This is a genomic window from Flavobacterium sp. SH_e, assembly GCF_025717045.1.
Taxonomy (GTDB): Bacteria; Bacteroidota; Bacteroidia; order Flavobacteriales; family Flavobacteriaceae; genus Flavobacterium.
Map to the genome: position 1 here is coordinate 629,162 of NZ_JAOVZN010000008.1, position 19,067 is coordinate 648,228.

Consider the following 19,067-nt stretch of genomic DNA (forward strand, 5'->3'; position numbering starts at 1 on the left):
TTAAAATTTTACTGAAACAAACTTAAGGAAAAGCCATTTTAAAACATAAGAATATTTCTATGAAAACATCAAAAATAAAAAAAGCCGTTCTGAAGTATTTAGAACGGCTTTTTACATATCTCTTTTTACTTTTAACTGATATTTTCAGTATTCAATTTACTGTTTTTTCTGCTATAAGTAAAGTAAATAAATAGCCCAATCAGCAACCAAACTGTAAAATAAATCCAATTCCAAACGCTTAATTCGGCCATCATGTAAAGACAGCAGATTAATCCTAAAAGCGGAATTAAAGAAAGATTTTTTCTGAAAGCCCAAACTGCTAATCCAACCAAGACAAATAAAAATATCCACATTGGAATTTTGTGTTTGAATAAACTGAAACCTGATTCATACTTAGCAGAATCAGCAATTGGCAAACCTTTTACAACTTCGGCATATTTTGCTTCGTCATCCTGATATTGTCCTAATAAATGCTCCAAATCTGAAGTTTCAGCAGTTTTATTATTTACTTCGATGTTTTCTAAATATTTGAAAACTTTTTCAGATTCTGATTTGTCCAAAGAAGTTACAATTGAAGTTGCATCGTAAATTTGAGGCTCATTATTAATAAAAGCCATTGTCGCTTTATTGTTGAAAGTAAAAGCATAATATAATCCAGCAATCATTAAAACTGGCAGAATGAACTTCGAATTGATATAAGGCGTTTTGAATTTTCCTCTTGGAATTTCAGGTTTGTTTTGTAAAACTAAAACTCCCGCACAAACCAATACAAAGGCAAATAAAGTTCCGATACTGCATAAATCGGTAACCATTGTTAAATTTAAAAATAATGCTGGAACTGCAACTACAAATCCTGTTACAATAGTTGCAAAAGAAGGTGTTTTGAATTTTGGGTGAACTGTTGAAAATTTCTTTGGCAATAAACCATCACGACTCATACTCATCCAGATACGAGGCTGACCCATTTGGAAAACCAATAAAACGCTAGCCATTGCTACTACTGCACTTACAGCAATAATTCCTGACATCCATTTTAAGTCTAATTTATCAAAAACAAAGGCAAGAGGATCTCCAACATTTAATTCGTGGTATTTTACCATTCCAGTTAAAACTAAAGCAATGGCAATATATAAAATAGTACAGATGATAATTGCCCACATCATTCCGCGTGGTAAATCACGCTGTGGATTTTTACATTCTTCTGCCGTTGTCGAAATAGCATCAAAACCAATATAAGCAAAGAAAACCGCTGATACTCCTTTTAAAACTCCACTAACTCCATTTGGTGCAAACGGATCCCAGTTTGCTGTATCCACGTAAAATACTCCAACTGCAATTACTAAAAGAACCACACAAAGTTTTACAACAACCATTAAGTTACTTGCGTTACGAGATTCTTTCATTCCTCTGTAAACCAAAGCCGTAATCAAAATAATAATAAATAAAGCTGGTAAATCAGTTACAAAATGAAATGATCCTATTGTTGGTGCTGTTGTCCAAGCTGTATGCGCTTGCTGTAAAGCTGTACTTAAATTTTCGAATGATTTTCCGCCTCGCATTAAAGCCTCAGCATCTTTAAATCCGTTTGAAGCGGTTAAGTAATCCATTTGAATCCACTGCGGTAAATGAATTCCGCCACTCTGGAGAAGTCCTGTAAAATAATCGCTCCAAGATATGGCGACGGTTATGTTTCCAACGGCATATTCCATGATTAAAGCCCAACCGATAATCCAAGCAATTATTTCTCCGAAAGCCACATACGAATACGTATAAGCACTTCCTGAAACTGGAACCATCGATGCAAATTCAGCATAAGCAAAAGCTGCAAAACTACATGCAAGAGCGGTAAAAAGGAACAAAAATATTACGGCTGGTCCTCCGTCTGCACTCGCTTTTCCGATCGTGCTGAAAATACCCGCACCAACAATCGCAGCAATTCCAAAAGCAGTTAAATCTTTGGTTGTAAGGTGCTTTCCTAATGCCTCATGCCCGTCTGCCTCATTCTTTGCAACCTGTTTCAGAATATCCTGCACTGTTTTTTTTCGGAATAAACTTGAAAATGCCATATATGTTTTGCTATTATAAATTGATTTAATTCAGTCGTTCTGGTTTTATTTTGCAAATAATGCAAAAAATATCCTGATTTCAAATATATAAAACCATTTTGTTTTTCTGGTGTTTTTTTTCGCCACGAATTCACGAATTATTTTTTCAAATCTTTGTCTTATAAATTTTCTCACGAAGATTTCACAGATAATGCAGATTTTTGTTGTGATGAAAATATTTATCTAGATTTTAAAATCAAATCTGCAAGAGAAATAAAATCTTTGCGTCCCGATGATTATCGATTGCGTAATTCTTTGCGCTCTTTGCAGTTAAATCTATTTTAAAACACAAATGTAACATTTCCCAAAATGAGCTTACTAATACAAGTAGTATTTAATTTTTAAAGAATCATTTTTATGGAAAAAATCACGAGACGTTCTTTTGTAAATAAATTTGGGCTTGGTGTTGGAGCTTCGGTTGTCATGACTACGCTTCCTTCTTTTATCACCGAAACAGAAAAAGTTCATAAACCCTACACTGGAAAAAAATTAAATATCGCTTTATGCGGATTAGGAAATTATGCTTCATTATTAGCCGAAGGTCTTCAGGTTTCCGAATATTGTCAGCTTACAGGAATCGTTACAGGAACGCCTTCTAAAGCTCAAGTATGGAAAAAGAAATATAATATTCCTGAAAAGAATATCTATAATTACGAAAACTTCGATTCAATTATAAAAAACAAAGACATTGATTTAGTTTACGTTGTAACTCCAAATGCGCTCCACAAAGAGTTTACTGTTCGTGCAGCAAAGGCAGGAAAACATGTTATTGTCGAAAAACCAATGGCGATTACTGCTGAAGATTGTGAAGAAATGATCAAAGCCTGCAACGATAATAATGTACAATTGGCAATGGGCTATCGTTTGCATTATGAACCAAATCATCTTGAAGTAAAACGCTTGGGACAAGAAAAAGTTTTGGGACAAGTTCGCTATATTGAAGCTTCTCTAGGCTATAGCACTTATGATATTCATGACGTTAATAAACCTGTTGATTTAAATGCCCGTAACGAATGGAGGCTTACTAAAAAATGGGCAGGAGGCGGTTCGCTAATCAATTTAGGAGTTTATTGCATTCAGGTTTCTCGCTATGTTTTAGGTGAAGAACCAATTGCTGTTACGGCGCAATTTGGAACTATAAACAATAAAAACAGATTTGCTCAAGTAGAAGAAAACATTACATGGCAAATGGAATTTCCAAGCGGCGCTGTTGCCAATTGCAGCAGTTCTTACGGCTTTGGTATCGATAGATTTCATGCTGCTGCAGATGAAGGTTTCTTCGAAATGAGTCCAGCTGTAAGCTATGGACCATTTGTAGGTAAAAGATCTGATGGAAAACCATTTAATTTCCCGGTTATAAACCAACAGCAAACCCAAATGGATGAGATTTCTAAAGTCATTCTAGCAAACCAAAAACTTCCAAATCATATTACTGGTGAAGAAGGAATTAAAGATGTTAGAATCATTAATGCTATTTATAAAGCAGCTGAAACTGGCAAAAAAATTAGTTTGAAATAGTTTTTTTTGCCACAGATTAAAAGGATTTTTATTTCACGCAGATTTTACAGATTTAAGCAGATAATCGCAGATTTTAAGTATCGCTAGTTTAAAATAAATCTGCCTAAATCTGCGAAATCTGCGTGAAAAATTATTTAGATAAAGATTATAAAAATCATTTTAATCCTTTTAATCTGTGGCAAAACTTTTTCACATTTACGAGACACATGTTACTTAAGGCAATTCCTCAAGATACTAACAGGATGCTGCGCTTCACGCTTCGTTCCATCATAAATTTGATGACGACAGCTTGTTCCAGCAGCAGCGATTTTTACATTTCCTGCTGTAGCGCGGACTTTTGGAAATAAAGTGTCCTCACCCATTTGCATACTCACTTGATAATGTTCTTTTTCATAACCAAAAGAACCCGCCATTCCGCAACAACCCGAATTATAAATCGTAACCGTATTATTTTTTGGCAAATTCAGCATTGCAAAAGTCGCTTCAACAGAACTTAAAGATTTCTGATGACAATGTCCGTGAATTTTAATTTCTTTACTTTCTTCTGAAAAAGAATCGGCTGTGATTTTACCATCTATAATTTCTTTTTTAAAGAATTCTTCAATTGTAAAAGCATTTCTGGATAACTTTTCTGCTGCTTCTTTATCATCGGCTAAACGAAGATATTCATCTCTAAAAGTCAAAATCGCCGAAGGTTCAATTCCGATTAAAGGAGCATTTCCTAAAACCAAATCTTTAAAAACACTTACATTATGATTGGCAATTTTCTTGGCTTCTTCCAAAAATCCTTTTGAAAGATACGTTCTTCCGCTTTCTTCATGATCAACAACCAGAACTTGATAGCCTAATTTCGTCAATAATTCGAAAGCATCGATTCCGATATTTACATCATAATAATTCGTAAATTCATCTACAAACAGATACAATCTTCCATTTGGAAAATCGGTTTGTGACGGTTTATTATTAGCATACCATTTTCTAAAAGTCTTTTTCGCCAATAGCGGAACTTGTCTTTCAGGCGCAATTCCCATTGTTTTTTTCACCAAAGACTGATTCGAAATAAAATTCGTAATCGACGGGAATTTACTTCCCATTTTGTTCAATTTGGCATTGTTGGCAAAAATCTTATTTCGGGTAGAAAATCCGTTTGCTTTTTGATATTGATATAAAAATTCCGCTTTCAAAGTCGCAACGTCAACATTACTCGGACATTCGCTTGCGCAGGCTTTACAGCTTACACACAACTCAAAAACTTCGTATAATTCTTTCTGGTCAAATTTGTTTTCTTTTTCAGAATACGTTAAATATTCCCTTAATGCATTGGCACGGGCGCGAGTCGTTTCTTTTTCATTTCGCGTCGCACGATAACTCGGACACATTGCTCCTCCGCCTGACGGTAATTTTCGGCAATCTCCAGAACCGTTGCATTTTTCGGCTGCACGCAAAATTCCTAAACTATCTGAGAAATCTTGGAACGTTTTAATGTCTGGTTCTACCCTTCCAGAAATTACACGATGATTTTCATCCATTTTCAAGGCATTGACAATCTTCCCAATATTCAAAACCGAATTCGGGTCAAATGTCAATTTGATTCTTTTCAGCAATTCGTAATTCTTATCGCCAATCATAAACGGAATAAATTCTCCGCGCACAATTCCGTCGCCATGTTCACCACTTAATGAACCTCTGTATTTTTTTACCAAATGCGCTACTTCGGTCGCAATGGTTCTGAACAACTTTAAATCAGATGTTTTCTTCAAGTTCAAAACGGGACGCAAATGCAATTCTCCCGCACCCGCATGCGCGTAATAAATCGCTTCTTGACCGTGACGTAACATCATCGCCGAAAACTCTGCAATATACGCTGGCAAATCGCTCAATTCTACCGCCGTATCTTCAATAGAATCGGCAGCTTTGTCGTCACCTACAATACTTCCTAAAAGACCTAGCCCAGCTTTTCGCAATTCGTTGGCTTTATCAATATCAGGACCAAACAATTTAACGCTGGCATATCCAAAATTATGTTTCTCTAAATCGGCAATTAATGCGTTTGCTTGATTTTCGGCATCTTCTAAAGTGTGTGATGCCACTTCAAACAACATAATCGCTTTCGGTTCTCCAACCAAAAAGAAACGGTTTTTAATATGTTCGCGATTGGTTTTGGTACAATCCAAAATCGTGTCGTCGATCATTTCGCAAGTGTACAAATGATGTTTCATTGCCACGACAACAGATTCCAGAGATTCCTGAATTGTATGATAATGCGCCACAACCATAATACTGTGAGGTGGCGGCAAATCATCAACTTTTAAAGTTACTTCGGTTGTAAAAGCCAAAGTTCCTTCGCTTCCGCAAAGCAGTTTTCCAAGATTTATAGTTGGTTCAGTTCCGCCAAATAATTCAGATTTTAGCAAAATATCAACCGCGTAACCTGTATTTCGCCTGTGAATTTCTGGTTTTGGAAACTCTTTTATAATTTCTTCCTGATTTTCTTTTACCAAAAGTTCGTCGTAAACGCTTTTATAGATTTTATTTTCTAAAGAATCGCCTTTGGTTTTCTCAATAAATTCTGCCGAAGTCAATTCACCAAAAGCCACTTCACTTCCGTCACTCAAAATCGCTTTTACCTCAGCAATTTTATCGCGCGTAACACCATAACGAATTGAAGTTGTGCCAGATGAATTATTTCCTACCATTCCGCCAATCATCGCGCGGTTTGATGTTGATGTAATTGGTGCAAAGAAAACGCCGTGAGGTTTTAAAAATAAGTTCAATTCATCGCGAATAACGCCAGGCTGAACCGTAACCGTTTTTTTCTCGGCATCGTAACCTAATATTTTGGTAAAATGTTTCGAAACATCCACCACAAGTCCGTCGCCAACGGCTTGTCCTGCAAGTGAAGTTCCTGCAGTTCTTGGCGTAATCGAAATATTATGTTCTGCCGCAAAGCAAATTAACTTGCTGATATCTGCCACAGTTTTAGGCAAAGCCACCGCATTTGGACGAATCCGATACACCGATGCATCTGTCGAATAAAGTGTTTTATGAAGATCATCGTATAAAAGTGTGCCTTCGAGTTCGCTGGCTAATTGCTCTAAATGAGATTGGGTCAACATGTTAAATGGTGCTTTTTCTTTAAAATAATTCCTCAAAAATTGAGACAACAAATATAAAGATATAGCAGTTTAAAATGTACAAAATGGCAATTTATCTAAACCTCAGCCTCGCATTTTTATAAAATTAAAGTCGAATTCTATAAACTCTCCAATAATCGAAATCGTAATTTTAAGAATTTACATTTTACGCCTTATTATCATGGAAAATTTCGTTCAGGATGTCTTTAAACATTTAGAAAACTATTATTACAGTATTGTCGATCTTACGCCAAAATTTATTCTGGCCGTTGTCGTAATTCTCGTTTCGTGGTTTATCGCAACGCGAATTGGCCTTTTCGCAGGAAACCGACTCAAAGCCAGAATGCACGACCGACTTTTGGCGACTTTTATTGCCCGTTTAATCAAATCGGTTCTAATTATTATTGGAGTTCTCTTCATGTTCAAAATTATAGGTCTTGACGGCGTTGCGCAAAGCATGCTTGCCGGTGCGGGAATCTCAGCTTTTGTGATTGGTTTTGCGCTTAAAGATATTGGCGAAAATTTCCTTGCTGGAATTCTGCTCGCTTTCAAACGTCCGTTTTCTATTGGCGATATTATCGAAAGTAATGGTGTCAAAGGTGAAGTCATCAACCTCAACCTGCGCGATACCGAAGTAAAAAGCGATTCTAAAATCATTTATATTCCAAACGCGCTTCTTATAAAAAACACTTTAATTAATTACAATAGCGAAGGTTTTCTACTCCAGACTTTCACAGTCGGACTTGAATATGGTTCTGATTATACCCGTGCAATCGAACTCGTAAAAGAAGTTCTAGGCAACAGCGAAGAGGTAACTGAAAAAGACCACGAAAACGCCGCCGTAATTACCGATGTTATTGCTGGTGGTATTATTCAGCTTAATGTTCGTTATTGGGTGAAAACTGCATCAACAACCGAAAATTCAGAATGCCGTTCTAAAATTATTGCTGCTGTTTTGAAGAAGTTGAAAGAAAATGAGTTTGTGCTTAAATAAGGTACAAAGGCTCAAAGTTGCAAAGTGACAAAGGTTTTCTCTCTAAATCAATTGTCATCTTGAGCGATCTTATATCCATCGAAAAGGCTCATAAAAACATAAAAAACGATTGTCACCCTGAGCGGAGTCGAAGGCTTATGAAAACGAAAACCTCTTCTTTTGGAATTTAAAAATTGGAATTTAGGTAAGAAGCTATTTCCTGCTGTCCGCTATATCTTTTGTGGTGAACCCCACCACAAAAGGATGCCGCTTCCATCAGGGCTAGGACACTCGGTTTCATTAGAAGATTTATTGAATAAAAAAAGACTCTTCTACAACTCTATAACATTTAAAGACACATCCAAAAGCTTTTCCTTCAATTCTTTCGAGAGTTAACCATTCTAAAATTCCTTTATTTATAAATTGATAAAGTTCAAATTCGATATAATCTTCACTATAATTTAATTTTTGATATTCGGGATGAGTTCTAATAAGTTCTGTGAGATCCCATTGCGTGAAAGTAATTTCGTTTATTGAAATATCATAAGTATAAATAACACCATCTTTTTTTGCAGTGCATCCACTTCCATGAAAATAATATTCAATTCCGTCAATCGATCCTATTCTTTCAAAAAAGGTTCGAGAAAACGAACATGGATTTATGTCTTGTTTGTATTTATCTTTTAATAAAGCTTCGAAACTTCTGATAAATTTAATGTAGTCTGTTAAGATTTTTTCGATCATAATTTGAACCTCAAATCTAAATCTAATAATTCTATTCTCAAAAGAATTTCTCCAATCTTGTCATTTCGACCGAAGGGAGAAATCACACTAGAAATTCCGCAATCATAATCGACAATCTTTGTGGTTACGAGTGCGATTTCTCCCTTCGGTCGAAATGACAAACTGCGTGGAAATCTCACTGAGTTTACCTTTTCTCAAAATATCGTTTTATATTTACTGCGCAGAGATGATTTAGTGCAATAAAGCATTTTAAAGATATAATCTTTTTCTTACTTAAAATATTTTTTGATATCTTTACAGTCCTAAACACAAAGAATAAACTAATATAAACTTGACCCAGATGAAGTGAAATGTAAAATTCATTAAACTTCAAGGGTTATTATTCTAAAATTTAGGAATATGATTAACAACACTCTTTCAAAGGAAACCGAAATCAAGCTTTTAAACTTTTTCAACGACAGAATCGATCCTGTTGAAATGGCTAAAACATTAAGGCAAGTAAATTTTACACTCGCTTTATGTGTTTTGAGCGAACATGAAACATTTCAAAGCGAAATCATCAAATTAAGAGACAGTTTTTACTGGCTCAATGAATTAGCAGAAACTTTAAATCCTTATTTGGAAGTGGAGTAAAAAGCAAAAACCTCGATTTTAAGATCTAGGTTTTTTTATTATTTAGTAATGAACTTTCAAATCACCATTATTCCTCATAAAAATAAAAAACATCACGATCAAGAGAGCACAAAAAACAAGAGATCCCGCTCTTAAAAATTTATTCATCTTGTTTGGAATCTCAAAAGTAAGTGTAAATAAATACAGAAAAAGTCCAACAAAAAATAAAACAAAAGTTGAGACACCCATAAAAACAATTCCTTCACCTATTGGAGATTGCGCAAGTTTAAAAATCTCACTTATGGTGTAAAAGAAAAAATACACAAACCAAACCCAATACAAAAATTGAAAAATATAAGCTAATGTTGTTTTCATAAATACTATGCTTTAATTACTCTTTGAATTAATCCTTCCCCCAAATCCTAGTATTCAAATCCAATTCATGAACAATATCTTGCATAAACTGAACGATCGAAATATCATAAGTAAGCAAATCTGGAACTAAAAGAGAGGAATGAATTGGCGCTTCGAAGTAATTGTGAGACAAAGGAAAAGCGATATACATTTTGGAATGAATAAATGAGATCGAAATCGTATCGTCGGATTTTCTATTTAAATCCAGAATTCTCTCCATCATTGCAGGCGTTAAAATATAGCGCGCCTCAATTTGGTTTCTAGAATAGGTTACAAACTTGTTATCAAAATCAATGTTTTCGAGTTGTACTACTTCAGTATTTCCAAAACTAAAAACGTTTTTAGAAAACCACGCTCCAATGCTATCACCAAAACTTTTTGGACGCACAACCGTCGAAACTTCAAAATTTTTATTAAAATCGGCAACAAAAATAATTCCGTTAAAAATGGTATGCCATTCTGTTCTTGTTCCGTTTTTAGTATGAGTTTCCGTTTTGTATTCGGCATGAACTTCGGCAAACCAAAAAGAAGTTTTATCGGCTATTCCGCTTATTAAATCCTGTGTTTTATATCGATCTGGTTTAGTTGTAAAAAGTTCCGAACTTATAAACTCATATTCTGGAAGTCCGCTTTGTGGCGTTATAGTCAGCGTGTCGTTGATGTCTTTTAACGCCTCTCCAACAATACTTTTTTTGTAAGCAAATTTGTATTTTTTAACATCCTCATCTATTCTAAAATACATTACGATTCCAACAATTAAAGGGACTAGGCCTAAAATTACTGCAAAAACTCCTAATCCTATAAATATACTTACAGCTATAATTAATGCGGCAATACCAAATAAGATATAGCTGATTTGATAGGTTTCGGCTATTTTTTTTCGATCAACTTCTAAGGTATTCAGAATGTCCTGCAAGTTTGCTTTCGAATTTATTTCTGAATCCATTAATTATTAAATAGTTCTTTTGCACTAATATTTTTACGTTCCTCTTCTGGTGTTTCTAAAACATCAATTTTAGTATAACTCAACATTCCTGCAAACATATTACCTGGAAACATCATAATCGCATTGTTATAATCAGTCACTACTGCATTGTAAGTTCTTCTCGCTGCTGCAATTTGCTCTTCGCTTTCTGTCCAAGTTGTTTGAAGATTTAAGAAATTTGTATTTGCTTTTAGATCTGGATAATTTTCAATCGTTACCATTAACCCCTTTACAGCCGAACTTAATTCAGTATCCAAACTTGCTTTTTCTCCGTCGGTTAAAGTTCCTGACGTTGCTTTAGCGCGAAGCTCGACAATTTTAGTTAAAGTACTTTGTTCATAATTTGTGTATTGCTTTACAACTTCAACAAGATTCGGAATCAAATCGAAACGTTTTTTCAGCATTACATCAATCGCCGAAAACGCATTGGTAACTTGATTTTTTTTTCCGATAAGTGAATTGTAGATGGCAATTCCAACAATAAGAAGGAATACAATAAGTCCTAGAATAACAATCATGGTGTATTTTTTTTTGAATTGGTTATGGACAAATATATAGAAAAGGCAGTAAGTTTGGCTTTTATTTTTTAAGATTTATATCACAAATTTTCATTTATTAAAATGACAATCAAAAATAAAAATTGTATAAAATCTATAGCTTTATATCCGAAATAATCCCATTTTAGCGTTATAAATAAACTGACTTCTATAAAACCTAATTTTAAATGAATAAAAATATAACCGCACTCTATAATATAGCTCAAAAAGAAACCCGAAAAATACTTGGTTTAATGTCTGGAACTTCGCTCGACGGACTTGATATTGCTTTATGTGCTGTTTCTGGTTCTGGCGAAAATACAAATGTGAAAATCTTAGAATTTGAAACCATTTCTTATTCTGAGGACATTAAAAACGAAATCAAAAAAGTATTTGCAAAAAAGACAATCGATTTTCAGCATTTGGCTTTATTAAACGAATGGATCGGAATATTACACAGCGACATGATTAATGATTGCCTTTCTAAATGGAATATTTCGTCAAGCGAAGTGGATTTAATTGCTTCACATGGACAAACGGTTTTACACGCTCCAAAGTTTTTGCATCAGCAGGAAAAATTTCCAAATGCGACTTTACAAATTGGAGACGGCGATCATATTGCGGTGAAAACAGGAATTATCACACTTTCAGATTTCAGACAAAAACATGTTGCGGCAGGTGGCGAAGGCGCACCTTTGGCGGTTTATGGTGATTATTTATTATTCGGAAAAAAAGGCGAAAACCGAATTATGCTCAACATGGGCGGAATTGGTAATTATACTTATCTCCCAGCCTCTCTTAACGCCGAGGAAGTTTTTGTAACCGATACCGGAACTGCAAATACGTTAATCGACATTTTTACCAAACATTATTTCCCTGAAAAAAGTTACGACAAAGATGCAGAAATTGCGCGACAAGGAACTGTAAATCAAGAACTTTTAAGCGAACTTAAAAAAAATGATTTCTTCCAAAAAAATTTTCCAAAATCGATTGGACAAGAGCTCTTTAATTTCGATTTTGTACAGTCGGCTTTGGTAAAATTAAAATTAGAAACCATTTCGGCATCAGATTTGCTGGCAACTTTAACACGTTTAAGTGCTGAAACTATTGCAGAAGCGATTTATTTCACCATAAAAAACACCCCTATTTCAGCAGAAGATTTTCATATTTATATGTCTGGAGGCGGAACGAATAATCCGTTATTGGTAAAATGGCTAAAGGATTTATTGCCTTGCCAGTTTCACACCAGCGACGATTTGGGCATTTTAAGCGATGCTAAAGAAGCTGTTTTATTTGCGCTTTTGGCAAACGAAACCGTTTCTGGAGGCGATTATAATTTTGGAAACAGCAAAGGAATCCCATCTGTAACAATGGGAAAAATTTCTTTTCCTGATTAAAATTATAGCCACAAATTCACGAATTTAGCGCTAATCTATGCGAAATAAGCGCGATTAATTACACAGAATATGCTGATTGGATTATCTTCAATCATAAAAAAAATAATTCGTGAATTCGTGGCGGAAAAAAACTATTTTTGATTCCTGTTAAAAAACAATGAAATGCATAAAAATCAGTACTTAATATTCTCTATACTATTCCTATTTTTCTTTAACACAATTTTGACGGCGCAAGAAAAAACAATGCACCCAAAAAATGAGTTTAGAGGTGTATGGATTGCTACTGTTGTAAATATTGACTGGCCTAAAACTGCAACAGACAACGTAGAAAAAGAGAAAGCTGATTATCTTGAAATTTTAGAAGCTTACAAAAAACTAAATTATAATGCCGTAATTGTTCAGGTTCGAAGTGTTGGAGATGCTATTTATCCTTCAGAATTTGCACCTTGGTCACGATTCTTGACGGGAAAAGAAGGTTTGGCTCCAAATCCATATTACGATACTCTGGCTTGGATGATTGAACAGGCACACAACAGAGGATTTGAATTTCATGCTTGGCTGAATCCTTATCGCGCGACTTTCGATTTGAATAAAAATCTTTTAAGTCCAAATCACGATCTTTTTAAACATCCAGAATGGATGATCGAATACGGAGGAAAATATTATTATGATCCTGCCTTACCTGAAGTTCAGGCACATTTAACAAAAGTGGTTAAAGAAGTGGTTGATAAATATGACATTGATGCGATTCACTTTGATGATTATTTTTATCCTTATGCTGTTCCAGGAAAAGTATTTAACGATACTGCATCTTACAAAAAATATGGTTCAGGTTTAAGTCTTGCCGATTGGCGACGTGCCAATGTAAGCAACTTTGTACACGCTATTTCAAACACGATCAAAGAAAGCAAACCGTGGGTTCAATTCGGAATTAGTCCGTTTGGAGTTTGGCGAAATAAATCTCAAGATCCAAGAGGTTCAGAAACGCAGTCAACTTCAAATTATGATGATTTGTACGCAGATCCAATGCTTTGGATGGACCAAAAATGGATCGATTATATTTTGCCACAATTGTACTGGAGTATGAATAATCCAAGAGCTTCTTATTCTAAATTGGTAAAATGGTGGTCTGAAAACTCAAATAATACAGCTATTTACATTGGTCACGCATCTTATAAAATTAGAGGTGATGCTGATAAAAACTGGAATTTCATGACTGAAATTCCAACTCAAATTGACTTTTTAAGAACTTTCAAAAATGTTTCTGGAAGTGCTTATTTCAGCTCAAAATGGTTCATGGGCAAAAACTTTGATGTGGTTCGTCATTTAGAAGAAAATCAATATAAATATCCTGCGCTTCCTGCTGCGGTTCCTAATTTACGCCATGTAATTATTGATACACCAAAATTATCAGAGTATAATAAAGATAGTATTCGTTATAACTTTACATTCAAAAGTCCGCTGAATACAAAAGTCCGTTATATGGTAGTTTATGGAGGCGAACATATTTCAAAAATCGACATTAACGACGCAACAAAAATCGTTGAAAAAGTAACTGTAAAAGAAGTTGACGGAAAAATCACTTTTGCAATAGCAGCAGGAAAACTAAACCTTTACAAAGCTTGTGCTGTGACTTTTATTGATTACTATGCCAACGAAAGCACCCCAACTGCAATAGATTTAAAAAAGCCATTTAAAAACTATATACCTGCTCAGCCAAATGAAAATAGATAATAAACCTTGGTTCTGGATTCCGCTTCTTAATTTTGCTTCTGGATTTCCTTATGTAATTATCATCTCCGTGTCGGTTTTGATGTATAAAAAGTTAGGCATAACTAATGAAGATATCGGTTTGTATACAAGTTTGCTCTATCTTCCTTGGGTAATCAAACCATTATGGAGTCCTTTAGTTGAGCTTTATGGCACAAAACGAAAATGGTTTTTATGGATGCAATTGCTTATTTCTATTGCTTTTTTAATTGTTGGATTCACTCTTTCCTTACATAATTTTTTCCTTGTTACTTTAGCAATATTTTGGGCTGCAGCTTTTGCTTCTGCTTCAAATGATATTGCAAGTGATGGCTTTTATTTATTGGTTTTACCAAAAGAAGAGCAGTCATTTTTTTTAGGAATAAGAAGTACATTTTACAGAGCTTCTATGATAGCCGGAAATGGATTAATAATACTTTTAGCAGGTTATTTAGAACATAAATACAGTGACAATACAAAAGCTTGGTCGTATACCATGATTTTTGTTGGTCTTTTAATGACTCTTATTACCATTTACAATTTCATTTTTACACCTAAAAACGAAATTAATTTCGTAGAAAATAAAGAACAACACCATCAAAGCTTTGGAACCATTTTTATCAGCTTTTTTAAGAAAAAACAAATTACAATTGTTTTAATTTTTATTCTGGTTTTTAGATTAGGAGAATCACAGTTATTAAAAATGTTAACTCCCTTTTTAGTTGACCCAATCAAATATGAACTAGTACAAAAAACTGCAGACTTAGATGAAAAAAAGGCATTATACCTATATAATACCAAAGTAAAAGCAGGCATAAAACTTGAAGCATCAGAGTTACAATTATTATATTCCAAATTACCAATTGTTGCTGATACCCGAAAAGAAAAAAAAACTGTATTAGAAGCTCAACCCAAAAAAGGTGAAGAATATAAAAAAGTAAATGAAGCAAGAATTCATTTCGTTGATGAATTAATTACTACAAATGGAAATCAGGCAACAATCCACAAAGGAGGAATGGGACTCGAAACCGAAGATGTTGGTTTAATTTATGGAACTTTTGGCCTCATTGCTTTAACTTTAGGAGGAATATTGGGAGGAATTCTAATCTCTCAACAAGGTCTTACGAAATGGATGCTTCCAATGTTTCTAGCAATGCATCTTCCAATTTTAGGATTTATTTTATTAGCTTTCTTTCATCCAGCATCAATTTATTACATTTACGCTGTAGTTATTTTTGAACAATTTGGCTATGGTTTTGGTTTTACTGCCTTTATGATGTATTTAATTCATGTTGCCGAAGGAGAATCAAAAACAGCACATTATGCACTGGCAACTGGTTTTATGGCATTAGGAATGATGCTTCCAGGAATGTTAAGCGGATTTATACAAAAATATTTAGGCTATGGAAACTTCTTTATTTGGGTTTTCTTAGCCACAATACCAGGTCTTATTTTATCACGTTTTTTAACTTTCCCAAAAGATTTTGGGAAAAAATCTGAAGAAGTTTAACCCCAAATCAAACTCCTACATATGGAAATCAATGAAAATTTGCAGGCCGAACGAAATCTAAAAGGAACTGAGTTCGAGAAAAACGGAAATCTTGAAAAAGCTATTGAGTTGTATGAAGAAAATGTTGCAGAAGGCTTTAAAGGAAATCATCCTTACGATCGATTAGCAACGATCTACAAAAACGAAAATGATCTGGATAATGAAATTCGGGTTTTAGAAAAAGCCATTTTCGTTTATGAAGAAATCACAGTTGAAGATCGATTAGAAGGATTGCCAAAACTTTTTCGTTTCAAAAACCGATTAGAAAAAGCAATTGAAACCAAAAAACAATTGGCCAAACAGAAGAAATTAAAGTTGAAATAAAACATTCTTTTAAACACATAGAAACATAGCCTCGATTGCTATCGGGATTGTGTTAAAAGAATAAAAAAGAGAAACTCATTTCTCAACACATAGCTATGTATATTTGAAAAAGTGAAACGCCTTTTCCAAGAACTAAATACTATGTTTCTATGTGTTAGAAAATTAAACGATACTAATCTAAACATTCTAAATCATGAACATAAAGCGAACCAATTCTGATGATATTGATTTCATAAATCTGGTTGTTTTATTAGATCAAGATTTAGCGATCAGAGATGGTGAAGATCATGCGTTTTATAATCAGTTTAATAAGACTGATAAAATAAAACACACGATTGTTTATTACGAAAACGAGATTCCTGTGGGTTGTGGCGCTTTTCGCGAAAAAGAATCAGGCACGACAGAAATCAAAAGAATGTACGTTCATCCTGATCACAGAAAAAAAGGTATTGCTTCTGCTATTTTAAAAGAACTCGAAATCTGGGCAAAAGAAGTGGGTTATACTTATACTATTTTGGAAACGGGAAAAAACCAGCCGGAAGCCATAAACTTATATCAAAAATTAAATTATACCATAATTCCCAATTATCCACCTTACGAGAAAATGGATAATAGTGTCTGCATGAAAAAGACTTTATAATAATGAAAATCACAGCCGAAGCATTAAGACAAAAAATAGGACAATTCTTTTTTCCTGCCGTTTTTATAAACGATACCGAAGAAAACATTCAGGAAACCGAACGACTTATAAAAGAACACAATATTGGAGGTTTAACGTTTTTCCACAGTCGTGCGAGCGCTGCAACGAATTATGAAAGCAAGAAAAAAGTTGTTTTCAACGATGACAGTTACGAAAAAATTAAAGCTCTTATTGTTCGTTATCAAAAAGCTGCTTCTACTCCACTTTTAATTAGTATTGATGCAGAATGGGGATTAGCAATGCGAATTGAAAAAACACCGCAATATCCGTATGCAATTACTCTTGGCGCTTTACCAGAAAACAAATCTAACTTAGTTTATGAAGTTGGAAAACAAATTGGTCTAGATTTAAAAGCAGCTGGAATTCAGTATAATTTATCGCCTTTGGCAGATATTAATAACAATCCAAATAATCCCGTAATTGGATATCGTTCTTTTGGTGAAAATAAAGAAAAAGTAGCCGGTTTTTCGATTGAATATTTAAAAGGAATGTCAGAAGTTGGCGTTTTAGGCTGTCTAAAACACTTTCCTGGACACGGAAATACAAATGTTGATTCTCATTTAGGATTGCCTGTTTTAAAGGAAACTTTGGAAGAATTATTAGAAAACGAATTATATCCTTTCATCAAAGGAATCGAAAATAATGTCGATTCAATTATGATTGGGCATTTGGCAGTTCCAAGTTTAAATGACGGAAAAGACACTTCTGCGACTTTATCAAAAGCCGTTATTCAGGATCTTTTACGTGATAAATTAGGTTATGATGGTTTGGTAATTTCTGATGCTTTAAATATGCACAGCGTTTCTAAATTGTATGAAACCAAAGGTCAACTGGAATGGGAAGCTTTCAACGCAGGAAATGACGTTTTATGTTTCGCCGAAAATGTTCCAGAAGGAATTGAAGCAATTTATAAAAATGCTTCGCCAGACCGTATTTTCGAAAGTTATAACAGAATTATGAAAGCTAAAGAAAAAGCGGGAATACTTTCTGGAAATACCGCACTTTCGGGGGAATTAAACTTTGAAAAAACATCACAATTAAATCTTGAAATCGCTCAAAATGCCATTACCAAAATCATCGATAACGGAATTTCAGATTTAGCTCTTGAAGCTCAGAAAAGCAATAAATTAGCTAAACTGAGTTTATATAAAAATACTGAAAATACATTTTTTAAAACTTTAAATTCAAAATTACCTTCACCAGAATTTGCTTTTGAAAGTTTAGAAGCTTCGGATATTTCATCAATTAAAAATGAATTAGAAAATTTCGAAACGATCATCATTTCATTATTTGTTCCGAAAGCAAAACCATTAAATAATTTCGAAGTAAATAATGAAGTTTTTGAATTGCTTTCTGATTTATTGCAAACTAAAAAATGTATTGTTTACGTTTTCGGAAATCCTTACGTTTTACCACTTATTCCAAATCTGAAAAAGGCTTCAGGATTAATTCAAGCGTATCAGGATTTTGAAGAATTTCAAAAAACAGCGGGAGTTCAATTTTTAGAAAAAAATATTTTAAACGGCGTATTACCCGTAAATATTGACATTCAATAAGTTAAAACTATAAATAGTCAAAATTTATCAACTTATAAATTTTTATAATCACATCTTATTGTAAGAACCTGTACTTATGCCCTACTTTTGCACCAAATAAATTTTTAACGTAAAACGAATATTATGTCTTTAGTAGGAAAAAAATTCCCAAGTATTGCAGTAGATGCTATCTCAGAAATGGGTGACAATTTAAAAATCAACATTTTTGAAGAAGCAGTAAACAACAATAAAAAAGTACTTTTATTTTGGTACCCAAAAGATTTTACTTTTGTATGTCCAACTGAATTACACGCCTTTCAAGCTGCATTACCAGAATTCGAAAAAAGAAATACTATCGTAATTGGTGCTTCTTGCGACACAAACGAAGTTCACTTTGCTTGGTTAAATACTCCAAAAAACAATGGTGGAATCGAAGGTGTTACTTACCCAATCTTAGCTGATACAAACCGTAACTTAGCTAACATTTTAGGTATTCTTGATATCGAATCTACAAGCTACAGCGAAGATACAGATTCAGTTATCATCGAAGGTTCAAACGTAACTTACAGAGCTACTTACCTTATTGACGAAACTGGAAAAATTTTCCACGAAAGTGTAAACGATATGCCATTAGGACGTAACGTAAACGAATACTTAAGAATGGTTGACGCTTACACTCACATTCAAACTAAAGGTGAAGTTTGTCCAGCAAACTGGGAAGCTGGTAAAGAAGCAATGTCTGCTGATAGAATCAGTACAGCTGAATACTTAAGCGCTAATTAAGCTGCTAAG

16 protein-coding genes are annotated in these 19,067 nt (G+C 34.0%); 10 read left to right on the forward strand and 6 right to left on the reverse strand.

Going from position 1 to position 19,067, the window contains the following annotated elements:
- Positions 1 to 131: 131 nt before the first annotated feature.
- On the reverse strand, positions 132 to 2,066 hold the full coding sequence (locus OD917_RS20850) for an amino acid permease (RefSeq protein WP_263525318.1): 1,935 nt from the start codon (positions 2,064 to 2,066) through the stop codon (positions 132 to 134).
- A gap of 396 nt (positions 2,067 to 2,462) precedes the next feature.
- Here OD917_RS20850 and OD917_RS20855 point away from each other — a divergent pair, with 396 nt between their 5' ends.
- Entirely contained in the window at positions 2,463 to 3,623 is a 1,161-nt protein-coding gene (locus OD917_RS20855) for a Gfo/Idh/MocA family protein (RefSeq protein ID WP_263525319.1), read from the forward strand.
- Between the two features lie 209 nt (positions 3,624 to 3,832).
- Here OD917_RS20855 and OD917_RS20860 read toward each other — a convergent pair whose 3' ends face one another.
- Positions 3,833 to 6,739, reverse strand: coding sequence for an FAD-binding and (Fe-S)-binding domain-containing protein (locus OD917_RS20860; RefSeq protein WP_263525320.1), 2,907 nt, complete (start codon positions 6,737 to 6,739; stop codon positions 3,833 to 3,835).
- Positions 6,740 to 6,938: 199 nt separating this feature from the next.
- Between OD917_RS20860 and OD917_RS20865 the strand changes: the two genes are divergently transcribed.
- Positions 6,939 to 7,751, forward strand: coding sequence for a mechanosensitive ion channel family protein (locus tag OD917_RS20865; protein WP_263525321.1), 813 nt, complete (start codon positions 6,939 to 6,941; stop codon positions 7,749 to 7,751).
- A gap of 288 nt (positions 7,752 to 8,039) precedes the next feature.
- Here the strand turns inward: OD917_RS20865 and OD917_RS20870 are convergent, their stop codons facing one another.
- The gene (locus OD917_RS20870) at positions 8,040 to 8,474 is read right to left on the reverse strand and encodes a DUF6896 domain-containing protein (protein WP_263525322.1); all 435 of its coding nucleotides are present in this window, start codon (positions 8,472 to 8,474) and stop codon (positions 8,040 to 8,042) included.
- A 399-nt stretch (positions 8,475 to 8,873) separates the two neighbouring features.
- Here OD917_RS20870 and OD917_RS20875 point away from each other — a divergent pair, with 399 nt between their 5' ends.
- Complete coding sequence (locus tag OD917_RS20875) at positions 8,874 to 9,107, forward strand: hypothetical protein (RefSeq protein WP_198856771.1); 234 nt, start codon at positions 8,874 to 8,876, stop codon at positions 9,105 to 9,107.
- Between the two features lie 42 nt (positions 9,108 to 9,149).
- On the opposite strand, the gene OD917_RS20880 is transcribed toward OD917_RS20875, so the two are convergent.
- From OD917_RS20880 to OD917_RS20890, 3 genes are read right to left on the reverse strand one after another with little or no spacing between them, the layout of a single operon-like run.
- The gene (locus OD917_RS20880; RefSeq protein WP_263525323.1) at positions 9,150 to 9,461 is read right to left on the reverse strand and encodes a hypothetical protein; all 312 of its coding nucleotides are present in this window, start codon (positions 9,459 to 9,461) and stop codon (positions 9,150 to 9,152) included.
- Positions 9,462 to 9,489: 28 nt separating this feature from the next.
- Entirely contained in the window at positions 9,490 to 10,446 is a 957-nt protein-coding gene (locus OD917_RS20885; protein ID WP_263525324.1) for a DUF3137 domain-containing protein, read from the reverse strand.
- A complete protein-coding gene (locus tag OD917_RS20890; protein ID WP_263525325.1) occupies positions 10,446 to 11,003 on the reverse strand; it encodes a LemA family protein in 558 nt (185 codons plus the stop codon). Before OD917_RS20890 ends, OD917_RS20885 begins: the two co-directional genes overlap by 1 nt.
- Positions 11,004 to 11,209: 206 nt before the next feature.
- On the opposite strand from OD917_RS20890, the gene OD917_RS20895 reads away from it, so the two are divergent.
- From OD917_RS20895 to OD917_RS20925, 7 genes are all read left to right on the forward strand, one after another.
- Positions 11,210 to 12,418 carry an anhydro-N-acetylmuramic acid kinase gene (locus tag OD917_RS20895; protein ID WP_263525326.1) on the forward strand — a complete coding sequence of 403 codons (1,209 nt, stop codon included), beginning with the start codon at positions 11,210 to 11,212 and terminating at the stop codon, positions 12,416 to 12,418.
- A gap of 162 nt (positions 12,419 to 12,580) precedes the next feature.
- Positions 12,581 to 14,152 (forward strand): glycoside hydrolase family 10 protein, encoded by a 1,572-nt coding sequence (locus OD917_RS20900; RefSeq protein ID WP_263525327.1) that lies wholly within the window; start codon positions 12,581 to 12,583, stop codon positions 14,150 to 14,152.
- Positions 14,139 to 15,677, forward strand: a complete 1,539-nt coding sequence (locus OD917_RS20905) for an MFS transporter (protein ID WP_263525328.1) — start codon at positions 14,139 to 14,141, stop codon at positions 15,675 to 15,677. Before OD917_RS20900 ends, OD917_RS20905 begins: the two co-directional genes overlap by 14 nt.
- A 21-nt stretch (positions 15,678 to 15,698) precedes the next feature.
- Complete coding sequence (locus tag OD917_RS20910) at positions 15,699 to 16,040, forward strand: hypothetical protein (RefSeq protein ID WP_263525329.1); 342 nt, start codon at positions 15,699 to 15,701, stop codon at positions 16,038 to 16,040.
- Between the two features lie 193 nt (positions 16,041 to 16,233).
- A complete protein-coding gene (locus tag OD917_RS20915) occupies positions 16,234 to 16,680 on the forward strand; it encodes a GNAT family N-acetyltransferase (RefSeq protein WP_263525330.1) in 447 nt (148 codons plus the stop codon).
- 2 nt (positions 16,681 to 16,682) lie between these two features.
- Entirely contained in the window at positions 16,683 to 18,296 is a 1,614-nt protein-coding gene (locus OD917_RS20920; protein ID WP_263525331.1) for a glycoside hydrolase family 3 protein, read from the forward strand.
- 123 nt (positions 18,297 to 18,419) lie between these two features.
- The gene (locus tag OD917_RS20925) at positions 18,420 to 19,058 is read left to right on the forward strand and encodes a peroxiredoxin (RefSeq protein ID WP_012024184.1); all 639 of its coding nucleotides are present in this window, start codon (positions 18,420 to 18,422) and stop codon (positions 19,056 to 19,058) included.
- Positions 19,059 to 19,067: the final 9 nt, after the last annotated feature.

Excerpts from the sequence above, each read along its gene's own strand:
- OD917_RS20850 (WP_263525318.1), bottom strand. The coding sequence starts at position 2,066 with ATGGCATTTTCAAGTTTATTCCGAAAAAAAACAGTGCAGGATATTCTG.
- OD917_RS20855 (WP_263525319.1), top strand. The coding sequence starts at position 2,463 with ATGGAAAAAATCACGAGACGTTCTTTTGTAAATAAATTTGGGCTTGGT.
- OD917_RS20860 (WP_263525320.1), bottom strand. The coding sequence starts at position 6,739 with ATGTTGACCCAATCTCATTTAGAGCAATTAGCCAGCGAACTCGAAGGC.
- OD917_RS20865 (WP_263525321.1), top strand. The coding sequence starts at position 6,939 with ATGGAAAATTTCGTTCAGGATGTCTTTAAACATTTAGAAAACTATTAT.
- OD917_RS20870 (WP_263525322.1), bottom strand. The coding sequence starts at position 8,474 with ATGATCGAAAAAATCTTAACAGACTACATTAAATTTATCAGAAGTTTC.
- OD917_RS20875 (WP_198856771.1), top strand. The coding sequence starts at position 8,874 with ATGATTAACAACACTCTTTCAAAGGAAACCGAAATCAAGCTTTTAAAC.
- OD917_RS20880 (WP_263525323.1), bottom strand. The coding sequence starts at position 9,461 with ATGAAAACAACATTAGCTTATATTTTTCAATTTTTGTATTGGGTTTGG.
- OD917_RS20885 (WP_263525324.1), bottom strand. The coding sequence starts at position 10,446 with ATGGATTCAGAAATAAATTCGAAAGCAAACTTGCAGGACATTCTGAAT.
- OD917_RS20890 (WP_263525325.1), bottom strand. The coding sequence starts at position 11,003 with ATGATTGTTATTCTAGGACTTATTGTATTCCTTCTTATTGTTGGAATT.
- OD917_RS20895 (WP_263525326.1), top strand. The coding sequence starts at position 11,210 with ATGAATAAAAATATAACCGCACTCTATAATATAGCTCAAAAAGAAACC.
- OD917_RS20900 (WP_263525327.1), top strand. The coding sequence starts at position 12,581 with ATGCATAAAAATCAGTACTTAATATTCTCTATACTATTCCTATTTTTC.
- OD917_RS20905 (WP_263525328.1), top strand. The coding sequence starts at position 14,139 with ATGAAAATAGATAATAAACCTTGGTTCTGGATTCCGCTTCTTAATTTT.
- OD917_RS20910 (WP_263525329.1), top strand. The coding sequence starts at position 15,699 with ATGGAAATCAATGAAAATTTGCAGGCCGAACGAAATCTAAAAGGAACT.
- OD917_RS20915 (WP_263525330.1), top strand. The coding sequence starts at position 16,234 with ATGAACATAAAGCGAACCAATTCTGATGATATTGATTTCATAAATCTG.
- OD917_RS20920 (WP_263525331.1), top strand. The coding sequence starts at position 16,683 with ATGAAAATCACAGCCGAAGCATTAAGACAAAAAATAGGACAATTCTTT.
- OD917_RS20925 (WP_012024184.1), top strand. The coding sequence starts at position 18,420 with ATGTCTTTAGTAGGAAAAAAATTCCCAAGTATTGCAGTAGATGCTATC.